13 protein-coding genes and 2 pseudogenes are annotated in these 13,022 nt (G+C 68.9%); 7 read left to right on the plus strand and 8 right to left on the minus strand.

What is annotated here, in order from left to right:
* Positions 1–733: ATP-dependent metallopeptidase FtsH/Yme1/Tma family protein (locus A9W96_RS07280; RefSeq protein WP_156765145.1), on the minus strand; the 733-nt coding region annotated here is incomplete at its 3' end.
* Between the two features lie 324 nt (positions 734–1,057).
* Positions 1,058–1,471, minus strand: a complete 414-nt coding sequence (locus A9W96_RS07285; protein WP_067024583.1) for a VOC family protein — start codon at positions 1,469–1,471, stop codon at positions 1,058–1,060.
* A gap of 103 nt (positions 1,472–1,574) precedes the next feature.
* Between A9W96_RS07285 and A9W96_RS07290 the strand changes: the two genes are divergently transcribed.
* From A9W96_RS07290 to A9W96_RS07305, 4 genes are read left to right on the plus strand one after another with little or no spacing between them, the layout of a single operon-like run.
* The gene (locus A9W96_RS07290) at positions 1,575–2,537 is read left to right on the plus strand and encodes an alpha/beta fold hydrolase (protein ID WP_197499435.1); all 963 of its coding nucleotides are present in this window, start codon (positions 1,575–1,577) and stop codon (positions 2,535–2,537) included.
* Positions 2,534–3,721, plus strand: coding sequence for an LLM class flavin-dependent oxidoreductase (locus A9W96_RS07295; RefSeq protein WP_067138672.1), 1,188 nt, complete (start codon positions 2,534–2,536; stop codon positions 3,719–3,721). Before A9W96_RS07290 ends, A9W96_RS07295 begins: the two co-directional genes overlap by 4 nt.
* Positions 3,721–4,734, plus strand: a complete 1,014-nt coding sequence (locus A9W96_RS07300; protein WP_066880023.1) for a zinc-binding dehydrogenase — start codon at positions 3,721–3,723, stop codon at positions 4,732–4,734. The genes A9W96_RS07295 and A9W96_RS07300 overlap by 1 nt, the downstream gene beginning before the upstream one ends.
* A gap of 32 nt (positions 4,735–4,766) precedes the next feature.
* Complete coding sequence (locus A9W96_RS07305) at positions 4,767–6,350, plus strand: HNH endonuclease signature motif containing protein (RefSeq protein ID WP_067138674.1); 1,584 nt, start codon at positions 4,767–4,769, stop codon at positions 6,348–6,350.
* 26 nt (positions 6,351–6,376) lie between these two features.
* Here A9W96_RS07305 and A9W96_RS07310 read toward each other — a convergent pair whose 3' ends face one another.
* Together A9W96_RS07310 and A9W96_RS07315 are read right to left on the minus strand one after the other, a co-directional pair.
* A complete protein-coding gene (locus A9W96_RS07310) occupies positions 6,377–7,576 on the minus strand; it encodes a PPE family protein (RefSeq protein WP_067138676.1) in 1,200 nt (399 codons plus the stop codon).
* A gap of 11 nt (positions 7,577–7,587) precedes the next feature.
* Entirely contained in the window at positions 7,588–7,887 is a 300-nt protein-coding gene (locus tag A9W96_RS07315; protein WP_066867248.1) for a PE family protein, read from the minus strand.
* A gap of 491 nt (positions 7,888–8,378) precedes the next feature.
* On the opposite strand from A9W96_RS07315, the gene A9W96_RS07320 reads away from it, so the two are divergent.
* Both A9W96_RS07320 and A9W96_RS07325 read left to right on the plus strand, forming a co-directional pair.
* Positions 8,379–8,600: a hypothetical protein gene (locus tag A9W96_RS07320; protein ID WP_067138682.1), complete on the plus strand. Its 222-nt coding sequence runs from the start codon at positions 8,379–8,381 to the stop codon at positions 8,598–8,600.
* Positions 8,601–8,642: 42 nt separating this feature from the next.
* On the plus strand, positions 8,643–9,383 hold the full coding sequence (locus tag A9W96_RS07325) for an SIMPL domain-containing protein (protein WP_067138678.1): 741 nt from the start codon (positions 8,643–8,645) through the stop codon (positions 9,381–9,383).
* A gap of 12 nt (positions 9,384–9,395) precedes the next feature.
* On the opposite strand, the gene hpt is transcribed toward A9W96_RS07325, so the two are convergent.
* The 4 genes and pseudogenes from hpt to dacB form a co-directional block, all read right to left on the minus strand.
* Positions 9,396–10,007 carry a hypoxanthine phosphoribosyltransferase gene (hpt, locus tag A9W96_RS07330; protein ID WP_066867244.1) on the minus strand — a complete coding sequence of 204 codons (612 nt, stop codon included), beginning with the start codon at positions 10,005–10,007 and terminating at the stop codon, positions 9,396–9,398.
* Between the two features lie 50 nt (positions 10,008–10,057).
* The gene (tilS, locus tag A9W96_RS07335) at positions 10,058–11,020 is read right to left on the minus strand and encodes a tRNA lysidine(34) synthetase TilS (protein WP_067138680.1); all 963 of its coding nucleotides are present in this window, start codon (positions 11,018–11,020) and stop codon (positions 10,058–10,060) included.
* On the minus strand, positions 10,999–12,072 hold the full coding sequence (locus A9W96_RS07340; RefSeq protein WP_066880031.1) for a zinc-dependent metalloprotease: 1,074 nt from the start codon (positions 12,070–12,072) through the stop codon (positions 10,999–11,001). The genes tilS and A9W96_RS07340 overlap by 22 nt, the downstream gene beginning before the upstream one ends.
* Positions 12,069–12,872 (minus strand): annotated as a pseudogene (dacB, locus tag A9W96_RS07345) (D-alanyl-D-alanine carboxypeptidase/D-alanyl-D-alanine-endopeptidase); the annotation flags it as partial. The pseudogene dacB and the gene A9W96_RS07340, both read right to left, overlap by 4 nt.
* Here dacB and A9W96_RS31280 point away from each other — a divergent pair.
* Positions 12,868–13,022: pseudogene (locus tag A9W96_RS31280) on the plus strand (D-alanyl-D-alanine carboxypeptidase); the annotation flags it as partial. The pseudogenes dacB and A9W96_RS31280 sit on opposite strands and share 5 nt — an antisense overlap.

Raw genomic sequence — 13,022 nt, forward strand, 5'->3', positions numbered from 1 at the left:
GCACGCGGGACGCGCCCACGCCGACGAACATCTCGACGAAGTCGGAGCCCGAGATCGTGAAGAACGGAACCCCGGCCTCCCCGGCCACCGCGCGGGCCAGCAGCGTCTTACCGGTTCCCGGCGGGCCATAAAGCAGCACGCCCTTGGGGATTTTGGCGCCCAGCGCCTGGTAGCGGCCGGGGTTCTGCAGGAAGTCCTTGATCTCGTAGAGCTCCTCGACCGCCTCGTCGACGCCGGCGACGTCGGCGAAGGTGGTCTTGGGCATGTCCTTGGAGAGCTGTTTGGCGCGCGACTTGCCGAATCCGAAGCCCATCCGGGCGCCGCCCTGCATGCGGGAGAACATCACGAACAGCCCGACCAGCAGCAGCAGCGGCAGCACGTAGACCAGCAACTCGCCCAGGATGCTGCCCTGGTTCACGACGGTGCTGACCTTGGCGTTCTTGGCGCTCAGCGCGTTGAACAGGTCCACCGCGTAGCCGCTCGGGAACTTGGTGATGACCTTGTCCGAATTGTCGGTGTCGCCATTGCCCTTCTTCAGGGTCAATCGCAGTTGCTGTTCGCGGTCGTCGATTTGCGCGCTCTTGACGTTGTCGCCGTTGATCTGGGACATCGCCACGGAGGTGTCGACGGGCTTATAGCCGCGGGTGTCGTCGCTGAAGTAGAAGAACGACCAACCGAGCAGCACCACGACAGCGATTGCCGTGATGGTGCGAATCACGTTTTTCCGGTTCATCAATCATCGGCCTTGCCGGCCAGGTCCTTCCCCGATATACACGCAGCTGGAAAAGTCCAGGCTACCGCTAGCGGAGATCGCCAGCTCCGGCAGAGCCGGGGCGCCGCGGGTCTCCGCCATCGTGCCTAGCGGAGATCGCCAGCTCCGGCAGAGCCGGGGCGCCGCGGGTCTCCGCCATCGTGCCTAGCGGAGATCGCCAGCTCCGGCAGAGCCGGGGCGCCGCGGGTCTCCGCCATCGTGCCTAGCGGAGATCGCCAGCTCCGGCAGAGCCGGGGCGCCGCGGGTCTCCGCCGTCCTGCTCAGTTAACGACCGGCAGTTCCCGACTACTCGTAGTAGCGGGCCTCGACGACGTTGCCGTCCGGATCGGCGAAGTAGTACCCCTGCGGCGCCCAGCCCCGGGCGCCGAAGCTCTGGTTCAGCCGCGCGCCGGTATCCACGCCCGCGGCCTGCAGTCGCCGGTCCAGCGCGTCGTATTCGGCCTTCGACAGCGCCAGGCAGACGTGGTTGACCGGGTGCCCGGCGCTGCCCTCGATGCGGGTCAGAGCCTCGGTGGCCGAGACGCTTTCGGCCGGCATCAGGTCGATGATCGAGTCCGCGCAGATCCGCACGCTCGGAAACGGCGCCACGCCGGCCTCGAATTCGTCGAACCGGACGGGCTCGAGCCCGACCACGCGGGTGTAGAAGTCCATCGAGATCGGCGGGCTTTTCGTCCAGAGCACCACATGGTCGAGTCGCATCGAGTCGAGTATTCCCGGCTTTCGGCCCGTCGGGCCGCTATTCGGCTAACCCGAACCGGTTCGGGGCCTTCTCAGCCAGCAACCATTGTGCTTTGGTGGGACGGTGCCCCCAACCGAACGGTTAGTAGATACCAATGGTGTGCGGCTACGGGTGATCGAAGCGGGCGAACGTGGCGCACCGGTGGTGCTCCTGGCGCACGGCTTCCCCGAACTGGCCTACTCCTGGCGCCACCAGATATCCGTCCTCGCCGATGCCGGCTATCACGTGCTGGCGCCCGATCAGCGCGGCTACGGCGGTTCGGATCGTCCGGACGGCGTCGACGCCTACGACATCCATCACTTGACGGCCGATCTGGTCGGCCTGCTCGACGACGTCGGCGCGCAGCGCGCCGTGTGGGTCGGGCACGACTGGGGCGCCGCCGTGGTGTGGAACGCCCCGCTGCTGCATCCGGATCGGGTGGCGGCCGTCGCCGCGCTGAGCGTGCCGGTGACGCCGCGCCCGCACGTGGCGCCGACGAAGGCGTGGCGCAAGATGTTCGGCGAGAACTTCTTCTACATCCTGTACTTCCAGGAGCCCGGTATCGCCGACGCCGAATTGAACGCCGATCCCGCCCGGGTGATCCGTCGCATGATCGGCAGCCTGCGGACCGACGGCAAGGATGCGCTGGTGCGGATGGCCACCCCCGGTCCGGAAGGCTTCGTCGACCGCCTTCCCGAGCCGGACGGACTGCCGGACTGGATAACCCAGGACGAACTGGACCACTACATCGCCGAGTTCTCCCGCACCGGCTTCACGGGCGGGCTGAACTGGTACCGCAATTTCGACCGCAACTGGGAGACCACCCCCGAACTCGACGGGGTGAAGATCCCGGTCCCCTGCTTGTTCATCGGCGGGACGGCCGATCCCGTTCTGTCCTTCACCAGCACCGACCGCGCGGCCGACGCGATCTCCGGTCCGTACCGAGAGGTGATGATCGATGGCGCCGGGCATTGGCTGCAGCAGGAGCGCCCCGACGAGGTGAATGCGGCCTTGCTGGAATTCCTCAACGGATTGGAGCTGCAATGAGCGCGCCCCTGCGTTTTGGAGTGTTTATCACGCCGTTTCACCCCGTCGGCCAATCTCCCACGGTGGCACTGGAATACGACATGGAACGGGTCGTCGCGCTGGACCGCCTCGGCTTCGACGAGGCCTGGTTCGGCGAGCATCATTCCGGCGGCTACGAACTGATCGCCTGCCCGGAGGTGTTCATCGCCGCGGCTGCCGAGCGGACCAAACACATCCGGCTGGGCACCGGCGTGGTGTCGCTGCCCTACCACCATCCGCTCATGGTGGCCGATCGCTGGGTGCTGCTGGACCACCTGACCCGCGGCCGGGTGATGTTCGGGACTGGGCCGGGCGCCCTGCCCTCGGACGCCTACATGATGGGCATCGACCCGATCGAGCAGCGCCGGATGATGCAGGAGTCGCTCGAGGCGATCCTGGCGCTGTTCCGCGCGGCACCCACCGAACGCATCGACCGGCACTCGGACTGGTTCACCCTGCGCGACGCGCAATTGCACATCCGGCCCTACACCTGGCCCTACCCCGAAATATCCACGGCCGCAATGATTTCGCCGTCGGGACCGCGGCTGGCCGGCGCGCTCGGCACTTCGCTGCTGTCGCTGTCGATGTCGGTGCCCGGCGGCTACGCGGCGCTGGAGACCACCTGGGACGTGGTCCGCGAACAGGCCGCGAAGGCCGGCCGGGACGAGCCGGACCGCGCCGACTGGCGCGTCCTGAGCATCATGCACATCGCGGACAGCCGCGAGCAGGCCATCGACGACTGCACCTACGGGTTACAGGATTTCGCGAACTACTTCGGCGCCGCCGGATTCGTGCCGCTGGCCAACAGCGTAGAAGGCACCCAGACGCCGCACGAGTTCGTCGCCGACTACGCGGCCAAGGGCAACTGCTGCATCGGCACCCCGGAGGACGCCATCGCTCACATCGAGGACCTGCTCGACCGCTCCGGCGGCTTCGGCACGCTGCTGATGCTCGGCCACGACTGGGCATCGCCGCAGGCGACGTACCACAGCTATGACCTGATGGCGCGCAAGGTGATTCCGCATTTCAAACGACAGCTCGAGGCGTCGCGGTCGTCACACGACTGGGCGAAGGCCAAGCGTGACCAGTTGATCGGCCGGGCGGGCGAGGCCGTAGTCAAGGCCATCACCGAACACGTCGACGAGCAGAAAGACGCGGTGCACTGATGCGCGCGGCAGTGTTGCGAGACGGCCGCATGGTCTATCGGGACGACGTGCCCGACCCGATACCGGAGACCGGTCAGGTACTGGTCGGCGTGCGGGCCTGCGGAATCTGCGGCTCCGACCTGCATTTCGCCGCCCACGGCGCCCAAGTGCTGGAAATGAGCGACCGGGTGGCCGGCGGCACGGGCGGCATGCACGTGGACCTGAGCCACGACATCTTCATGGGTCACGAGTTCAGCGCCGAAATACTCGAAGCCGGGCCGGACACCGAGACCCATCCGCCGGGCACCATGGTGACGTCATTGCCGGTGCTGTTGTCCGCCAAGGGCGTCGAACCGATCGTCTACAGCAACAGCACCATCGGCGGCTACGCCGAACGGATGCTGCTCTCGGCGCCGCTGCTGCTGCCGATCCCCAACGGGCTGGACCTCAAGCACGCCGCGCTCACCGAGCCGATGGCGGTGGGGCTGCACGCGGTCAACAAGTCCAACATCGCGCCCGCTGAGACGGCCCTGGTGCTCGGCTGCGGCCCGATCGGGATCGCCATTATCGCCGCGCTTCGGGCCAAAGGTGTCGAAACCATTGTGGCGTCGGACTTTTCGCCCAAGCGGCGCGAGCTGGCCACCGCGATGGGCGCTCACCAGACGCTGGATCCGGCGCAGGGTTCACCCTTCGACACCGTCAAGCCCGCGGTGGTGTTCGAGGCGGTCGGTGTGCCCGGCATCATCGACGACGTGCTGCTGCGGGCGCGGCCCGGTACCCGCCTGGTGGTGGCCGGCGTGTGCATGCAACCCGACACCGTGCACCCGTTCTTCGCGATCGCCAAAGAGATCAACGTGCAATTCGTGCTCGCCTACACCCCCGACGAGTTCGCCGATTCGCTGCGCGCCCTGGCCGAGGGCGACATCGACGTCAGCCCGCTGATCACCGGTGAGGTCGGCCTCGACGGGGTGGGCGCGGCGTTCGACGACCTGGCCGACCCCGAGCGGCACTGCAAGATCCTCGTCACGCCCTAAGGCTTGTCGGGGGCCGGGCTATAATCGAACGTATGTTCGAGTTACCGACGGACCCCGCCGCGTTGGTGGAGGTGATCGAGTCCACCCATCGGGAGGAATCGATGCTGGTGGCCCGTCGCCTGGCGGCGGTGGCGGCGTTGCTTCGCCACCGGGTCTCCACCGCCGCGCGGCCGGACCGGGAGTACGCGGAGATCGACGGCTTCGAGCAGACCGCCGCCGAGGTCGCAGCCGCGATGAACCTCTCGCCCGCGGGAGCCAGCTACCTGGTGTCATATGCGGAGGCGCTCGACATCAGGCTGCCCAGGGTCGCGGCCCTGCTGGCCGAAGGCCGAACGGATTGGCGCACAGTGCGATTGATCATCACCCGCACCGACCTGGTCACCGACGGGGAAGCGCTGGCCAAGCTCGACCTATCACTGGCCGGCCGCATCGGCAACTGGCATGGCTGGTCGCGGCAGCGGATCGTCAACGCGGTAGACGCCGCCGTGCGCGCCTGCGATCCCGACGCGGCCCGTGAGCGCCGCCTGGCCGCCGAAAACGACCGCCACGTCGCAATCCGTGCCAAAGGGGACGGGATGGCCGAGATCTACGGCTCGGTCGCCGCGACCGCGGCGGCCGCCTTCGACCGCCGGCTCGCACAGCTCGCCAAGCAGGTGTGTGCGGCCGACCCCCGGACATTCGATCAGCGCCGGGCCGACGCGCTGGCGGCATTGAGTGAGGGCCGCGGATTGGCCTGCGCCTGCGGGCAACCGGAGTGTCCGGCCCGTGCGGGCGCTCACGATGCTGATGCCGATCGGACCGGGGCGCGGGTGGTCATCAACGTAGTGGCCAGCGAAGAGACCGTGAACGCCGACGGCGCCTTGCCCGGCTATCTGGAGGGCTACGGCGTCATCGACGCCGAGCAGGTACGCCAATTGGCCGCCGCCGCATCGATGCTCATCGCCAATCCGCTGACCAGTCCGGTCGAGGCACTGCGTTATCAACCGTCCGCCGCATTGGAGCGGGCCGTCCGGTGCCGCGACCTCACCTGCCGGTTCCCGGGATGCAGCCGGCCGGCAATGGCGTGCGACCTCGACCACACCGTCCCCTTCAACCACCAAGATCCGACCGCGGGCGGCCGGACCACCGCGGAAAATCTGAAATGCCTGTGCCGCCAACATCATCGACTCAAAACCTTCGGCGGCTGGCGTGACGAGCAACTTGCCGACGGCACCGTGGTGTGGACGTCGCCGAGCGGCCGCATTTACCGGACCTCGCCCACCGGGGCCGACCTGTTCCCACAGCCGCGTGGTCCGGCATGCGCCGCGCCCGCGCCCAGGAGGCGCAGCCTGTCACAGCAGCGAAGCGCGCGAATTGCACACGCTCGCAAGCACAACCGCGAGACCCGGCCGATCAATGAAGCTCGATCGCGGCTAGCACGGGCCCGAGCCGACGAAATCGCGTCGCGCAAGTTCCGAAACCACATGCGCGACATGCTGTTGCTGTTCAAGGGCACGCCTAGCACCAGCCCGTTCTGCACCTGGGTGAACGATCCCCGAGAACCGGAGGAACTGCCGAGCGATTGGGTGCCCGACGAGCCAACGCTGCAACCCGTACCGGACGACCCGCCCTTCTGATTCATCCCAAGCTTTTCGACTTCAGATCAGCCGCCCGCCGGGGGTTGTGCGATGACGGTGGGCTTGAAGCCGTATCGGGGCGCCACAAGGTGGGCCGCGGTGCCGCGCCCGGCCCCGCCGGTGGGAACCATCGGCACGCCACCCACCGCATTGGTGGCACGTTCAACGGCCCCCGCGGCGGTGGCGCCATTGAGCGCCACGGCGACCGAGGGCGTCGACGGGGCCGCGCTCGCCCAGGCCGCCGGGACCGACAATCCACCGACCGACGCCGCCTTGCCGACTGCTCCGCCGATCGCGCCCATCGAGCCCAGCCCCGCGCCCGAAACGGCCGCGGGGACAGCCGCTTCCGCGGCTTTGGAAGCCCCCTCGGCTGCGGACTTCGCGGCCGGCATGAAGCCCTGCGCGAGGCTCTGGATGTCTTTGAACGAGGTGGTGAAAAGCCGCGTCGGCGAAATCAACCGGATGAACGCGTCGAACGGCGTGCTGGCATCCAACGTTTGCGATCCGGTCAGGCCCTCCAACAGATCACCCAACGGGCCGCTCACCACCAGGCCATCACCTTCGGGGTTGAGGCTGATCCCGCCCAGGGAGAACGCGGGGTTGTTCGTTGCTTGGGCCACCGCCGCGGCCTGACCGGCGGTCCCGGTGGGATTGGTCGCTTGGGCCACCGCCGCGGCCTGAGAGGCCGCGCCGGCCGGGTTGGTCGCGGGTTCGGCCGGCTCGAACGGCGGCAACGTCGACGCGGCGGCCGACGTTCCGGCGTATCCGTACATCGCGGCGGCGTCTTGCGCCCACATCTCACCGTATTGGGCCTCGGTGGCCGCAATGGCCGGGATGTTCTGGCCGAGGAAGTTCGTCGCCAGCAACTCCGTCAGCAACGCCCGGTTCGCCGCGATCACCGGCGGTGGCACCGTCTCGGCGAACGCCGCCTCGTAAGCGCCCGCCGCCGCTACCGCCTGAGCGGCAACGTGTTCGGCGCGATCGACCGTGTCGCGCAACCACGCCACCTGCGGAAGTACCGCCGTCAGCATGGACGCGGCGGCCGGCCCCTGCCAAGGTCCGTCCGTGAGGCCCGCGATCACCGCCGCGTAGGCGGAAGCCGCGGAGTGCAGCTCGGCGGCCAGGCCGTCCCAGGCCGCCGCGGCCGCCAGCAGCGGACCTGAGCCGGGTCCCGAGTACATCAACGCGGAGTTGATCTCGGGCGGCAACTGCGCAAAATCGAGCATCGCGAGCTCGCCTAACCGACCGCGGCGGTGTTGGCGATCTCCGTGGCGGCGTACGAACCGGCGCTGATGCCGAGCATCGTCGCCAGCTGCTCACGAATCACCGCGGCCTGCGCGCTGATTTCCTGGAACAGCTGGCCGTGCCGGGAGAACTGTTGCGCGGTCAATATCGATACCGCGTCGGCCGCGGCGGGAGCCACACTGGTCGTGGGAACCGCCACCGCCGAACTTCCCTCCCGCACGGCCGCATTGATCCGGTTCAGCTCGCGGGAAGCCGCATCCAGTATTTCCGGCTGCGCCATCAAAAAAGACATGACTTCTCAAAACCCTTTCACATCAATAGTTCTCGGGCACTCGTCCAGGTGCCGAGTCGGACGCCTGGCCACGTTAGGTCAGTCGTGTCTCGAGATGACAGCCCCCGAGGCGCTAATTCACGGCCGGGACGAAAACTGTTCACTTAGCTGATCTGGAATGCTGCGACTTTTGCAATCCATATGAAAGTCGTTGTGTGCACACATATTTGAGGCCATATATGAACTCATATGAGACCTCTGTGCCGCCCGCCCGGGTTTGCCCGCGACGCACGAGACGGCTCCGCCCGGGCGTGGCCGAGCCTGGGTGCGGCGCCACCAGGAGACCTACGCCCTGGATACGCACGAGCAGCTGCACGCAATATCGGGCTATGAGCAACACAACGTCAGCCTGGTCGGCCAGCACTAACCAAGCAGCACCTTGATGCGGGGACTAATCGACTCTCCGGTTCGGCTCACCTAGCATGCGGGCACACCAAACCCTTCCCGGCGCAGTGCGATTGACCGCCCTGGGCGTGGGCTTCCTGGTGGGGCCGGTCGCAACGCCCGCCCTGCTGTGGCTGACTTTGGTCCTGGACCTGCCGCTGGTGCTGATAATCGTCCTGCTCATCGTCATGGTGCTCATGTCAAACGGACTGTCGCACCTCATCATTCGCGTATGCGGGCTGAACGAAGCCGGTGGCTTCGGCCGAAACGCCGACAACGCCGCGGTGTAAATCGCGCCCACCGACCGCGGCCCGGACGCTAGGGTGCCAGGCATGCCGGTCGCACCGAATGCCTCGAGGTTTGTCCGCCGATCGATCGCCGCGGTCGCGGCCGGCCTGACCATCGCCGCGGTGTCGGCGTGCGACAAGCACAACGCGCCACAGCCCGGGGCCAACCCCCGTCAGGTCACGGTCGTCGGCACCGGCCAGGTCCAGGGCGTCCCGGACACCCTGACCGCCGACGTGGGCATCGAATTCACCGCACCCGACGTCACCACCGCGATGAACCAGACCAACGACCGGCAACAGGCGGTGATCAACGCACTGACCGGCGCCGGCATCGACCGTAAGGACATCAGCACCACCGAGGTCACCCTGTCCCCCGAATACAACAACCCGGAGCGCAGCGGCACCGCCGCCATCACCGCCTACCGCGCCACCAACGCCATCGCCGTCAAGATCCACCCGACGGACGCCGCGTCGCGGCTGCTGGCCCTCATCGTCGGCACCGGCGGCGATGCCACCCGGATCAAGTCGGTTCGTTATTCCATCGCCGACGATTCGCAGCTGGTGAAGGACGCCCGGTCCCGCGCGTTCAACGACGCCAAGAACCGCGCCGACCAGTACGCCCAGCTGTCCGGGCTTCGGCTGGGCCGGGTGCTGTCCATCTCGGAGGCCACCGGTGCCACCCCACCGCCGGTCGGGGCGCCACGGGCCATGCCGTCCATGGTTCCGCTGGAGCCCGGCCAGCAGACCGTGAACTTCTCGGTGACCGCGGTGTGGGAGTTGGACTAGCGGCGGTCGCGGCTACTGCTGGTAGACCCTGGGGTCCAGCGTGCCGATGTAGGACAGGTCCCGGTAGCGCTCGTCGTAGTCGAGGCCGTAGCCCACGACGAAGTCGTTGGGGATGTCGAAGCCCACGTAGGCGATGTCCACGTGCGCGCCCTGCGCGTCGGGCTTGCGCAGCAGCGTGCACACCCGCAGCGACCGCGGGTGCCGCGTCTTGAGGTTGCGCAACAGCCAGGACAGGGTGAGTCCCGAGTCCACGACGTCCTCGACGATCAGCACGTCGCGCCCCTCGATATCGCGGTCCAGGTCCTTGAGGATCCGCACCACCCCCGAGGAGGACGTCGACGACCCGTACGAGCTGACGGCCATGAATTCGAACTGGGTGGGCAGCGGGATCGCCCGGGCCAGGTCGGTGACAAAGATCACAGCTCCCTTGAGCACCGTGATCAGTAGCAGGTCCTGACCGGTCTGCGTCGCGGCGTCGCGGTAGCTCTCGCCGATTTCGTGGCCGAGTTCGGCGATTCGCGCCTGAATTTGCGCCGACGTAAGCAGGACAGACTTGATATCCCCGGGGTAAAGCTCCGCGGGCTGAGCGGGGGTGATCGCCGAGGAGATCTGGGCCACGCCCACAGAGTGCCACGACGGCGGGCGAATAACCAACGGCAGCCCCGACATTGCGGTTAACGGACCGGCTCGCGCCACAGCGTCAGCAGGCCGTCGCGGCGGCCCGCGAACAATCTCTCGCCAGGCGACGACGACCCCACCGCCACCCCACCCTGCCCGTGCCAGCGGGTGACCAGGGCGTCGACCGCCCGGATTTGCTTGTCGGCTAGGCCGGTTGCGCCGCCGGCCAGCAGCCACGCCCGGATCACCCGGCGCCGCACGGGGGCGTCCAGCGCCGCCAGCGCCTGCACCCGCAGGCCGGCGTCCGCGCGGGCCCCCGGCAGCGCCCGGGCGGCCAGCGTGTCGAGCAGCTCGGAGTCCTCCCGCAACGCGGTCGCGGTGCGGGCCAGCGCCTCGGCCACGCCGCCGCCGAGCACGTCTTCCAGCAGCGGCAGCACCTCGGTGCGCAGCCGGGTCCGGGTGAAGCGGCGGTCGGTGTTGTGCGGATCCTGCCAGGGCGTCAGGCCCAGCTCCCGGCACGCGGCGTGCGTCACCGCCCGGCGCATCGCCAACAGGGGCCGGCACCACGGCGGATCGTAGGGACGCATCCCGGCGATCGAGCGCACCCCGGATCCGCGGCCCAGGCCCAGCAACACCGTCTCGGCTTGGTCGTCGAGCGTGTGACCCAGCAGCACCGGGCCGCTGTGCTGGGCGCTCAACGCGGCGTAGCGGGCGGCGCGCGCCGCCGCCTCGGGACCGCCCTGGTTGCCCACCCGGACCCGAACCACTTGGGCCGCAACGCATCCCAATGCCAGGGCCTGAGCCCGCGCGGTGGCGGCGACGGCGGCCGAGTCGGGTTGCAGCCCGTGGTCGACGACCACCGCCGTGGTGGGCCGCAGCCGGGCGGCCACGGCGGTGAGGGCCAGGGAATCGGGTCCGCCGGACAGCGCCACGCACCACGGATCGTCGGTGGCGAGGTGGGTCTTGGCGAACGCCTCGACAGCCGCGCGCAGCTGTTCTACAGCACCCTGTCGATCCATCGCTGGGGTTCTTCGATCTCGATGGGCAGCGGGAGCGTCTCGGGGCCGGTCCAGATGGCGTTGAACCGGGCCATGCCCACCTGGCCCACCACGTGGTCGACGAACGCCTTGCCGCGGGTGTACTGGCTGAGCTTGGCGTCGAGTCCCAGCAGCGCGCGCAACAACCGCTGCAGTGGCGGTTGCTTGCGGTGGCGGCGCTCGTCGAACCGGCGGCGGATGGTGGCCACCGACGGCACCGCCATCGGCCCGACGGCGTCCATGACGTGGTCGGCGTGGCCCTCCAGCAGGGTGCCCAGCACCAGCAGCCGGTCCAGCGCCTGCCGTTGCGGTTCGGACTGCACCGCGCGCACCAGGCCGAGGATCCCCGCCGAGTTGGCGTCGGATTCGGGGGCCCCGCTGCCGCGGTTGCGGGCGTATTCGGCCAGCCGGCCGATCACCTGCCCCATGTCCTCCCCGGCGTCGCGGGTCAACAGGCCCAGCGCTTGCGACATGTAATCGGGCAGCCACGGGTTGGCGGTGAACTGCACGCGATGGGTCACCTCGTGCAGGCACACCCACAGCCGGAAGTCGGACGGCTCGATGCGAAGCTGCCGCTCGACGGCGAGGACGTTGGGATACACCAGCAGCAGACAGCCGGTCCGGGCGCCGTCAGCGGCGGCGAACGGGTCGTATTGGCCGAGGATTCCCGAGGAGACGTAAGCCAGGACGGCGCCCGTCTGCGCGCCGGTGACGCGGCCGGTGAAAAAGCCCCGCGGCTTCTCGGCGCCGTTCATCATCACCCGCATCGACTCGGTGGCCGCGGCGATCCAATCGGGGCGGTCGACGATGCGGGCGGCCGGCACATGGCCCCTGTCAAAGCCGTCGGTGATCAGGCCGGTGACGTCACGCACCAACGGTTCGGCCTTGACCGACGAGGTGGCGAGTTCGTCGATCACCTGGCGGCGGGTGTAGTCGCTGGACGGCGGGCCGGGCCTGGCCAGCCGCCGACCCACCGTGGCCGCGAATCGCCAGTCGACCGCGGTGCCCAGCGTCAGCTCCGACGCCGGCGTCATGAGCACCCACAGGACCACAGCCGGGTCGCCAGCGCGTCCATCACGTTGCGGCCGTTCGGGCCGGCGTTGTTGGAGATGAACGCGAAGGTGAGCACCCGGCCGCTGCGGTCGGTGAGCACCCCGGCCAGCGCGTTGATGCCGGTCAGGGAGCCGGTTTTGGCCCGCAGCCAGCCCGCCGGCCCCTGGGCCGTGGAGGCGTCGGTGAAGCGATCGGCCAGCGTCCCGCTACCGGCGGCGATGGGGAGCAGGTCCAGCAGCGCCCGCAGCGACGGCTGGTCGGGCCCGGCCGCCGCCTGCAGCACGCCGTCGAGCGTCTTGGCCGTCAACCGGTCGTCGACCGAGAGTCCACTGGAATCCAGCAGCACCACGCCCGTGGTGTCGACGTGGGCGGTGGTCAGCCGGTTGGTCACCGCGTCGGCTGCGCCGGCGAAGCTGCGCGGCCGGTTGATCGCAGCCGCCACCTCGCGGGCGATGCTCTCGGCCAGCACGTTGTCGGAGTGGTCCATCATCTCGGACAGCCGCTGGACCAGCGGCGCCGACTGCACCACCGCCAGCTGCCGGGCTCCCGACGGCGCGGTGGCGATCGTCACCGCGTTGGGGTCCAGGCCCAGCGCCTTGGCCAGCTCCCGGCCGGCGTCCAGGGCCGGGGTGCGGGACCGCCGCGAGTTGACCGTGCTCGGCTGGATGCGTCCGGCGTCGATCATCACCGACTCGATCGGCGCGATGTCGCCGTTGTCGACGTCGGCGAGGTCCCAACCCTGCGCCATCGTCGGCCCGCTGAACGCCGAGGTGTCCACCTGGTACCGGGGATCGGCGCGGATCAGCGACCTCGTCGAGCAGATCCGGCGCAGCGGCGTGACGCCGACCGCGGTGCAGGTGGACACCTCGGCGTTCAGCGGGCCGACGATGGCGCAGGGTTGGGACCTCGCCGACGTCGACAACGGCGACAT

The sequence above is a fragment of the Mycobacterium sp. 1245852.3 genome (assembly GCF_001669335.1).
GTDB classification, from domain to species: domain Bacteria; phylum Actinomycetota; class Actinomycetes; order Mycobacteriales; family Mycobacteriaceae; genus Mycobacterium; species Mycobacterium europaeum_A.

What these genes read in the sequence shown, in the direction of transcription:
- tilS (WP_067138680.1), bottom strand. Translation starts at nt 11,020, where the DNA reads ATGGATCGACAGGGTGCTGTAGAACAGCTGCGCGCGGCTGTCGAGGCG.
- A9W96_RS07305 (WP_067138674.1), top strand. Translation starts at nt 4,767, where the DNA reads ATGTTCGAGTTACCGACGGACCCCGCCGCGTTGGTGGAGGTGATCGAG.
- A9W96_RS07315 (WP_066867248.1), bottom strand. Translation starts at nt 7,887, where the DNA reads ATGTCTTTTTTGATGGCGCAGCCGGAAATACTGGATGCGGCTTCCCGC.
- A9W96_RS07310 (WP_067138676.1), bottom strand. Translation starts at nt 7,576, where the DNA reads ATGCTCGATTTTGCGCAGTTGCCGCCCGAGATCAACTCCGCGTTGATG.
- A9W96_RS07295 (WP_067138672.1), top strand. Translation starts at nt 2,534, where the DNA reads ATGAGCGCGCCCCTGCGTTTTGGAGTGTTTATCACGCCGTTTCACCCC.
- A9W96_RS07300 (WP_066880023.1), top strand. Translation starts at nt 3,721, where the DNA reads ATGCGCGCGGCAGTGTTGCGAGACGGCCGCATGGTCTATCGGGACGAC.
- A9W96_RS07285 (WP_067024583.1), bottom strand. Translation starts at nt 1,471, where the DNA reads ATGCGACTCGACCATGTGGTGCTCTGGACGAAAAGCCCGCCGATCTCG.
- A9W96_RS07325 (WP_067138678.1), top strand. Translation starts at nt 8,643, where the DNA reads ATGCCGGTCGCACCGAATGCCTCGAGGTTTGTCCGCCGATCGATCGCC.
- A9W96_RS07340 (WP_066880031.1), bottom strand. Translation starts at nt 12,072, where the DNA reads ATGACGCCGGCGTCGGAGCTGACGCTGGGCACCGCGGTCGACTGGCGA.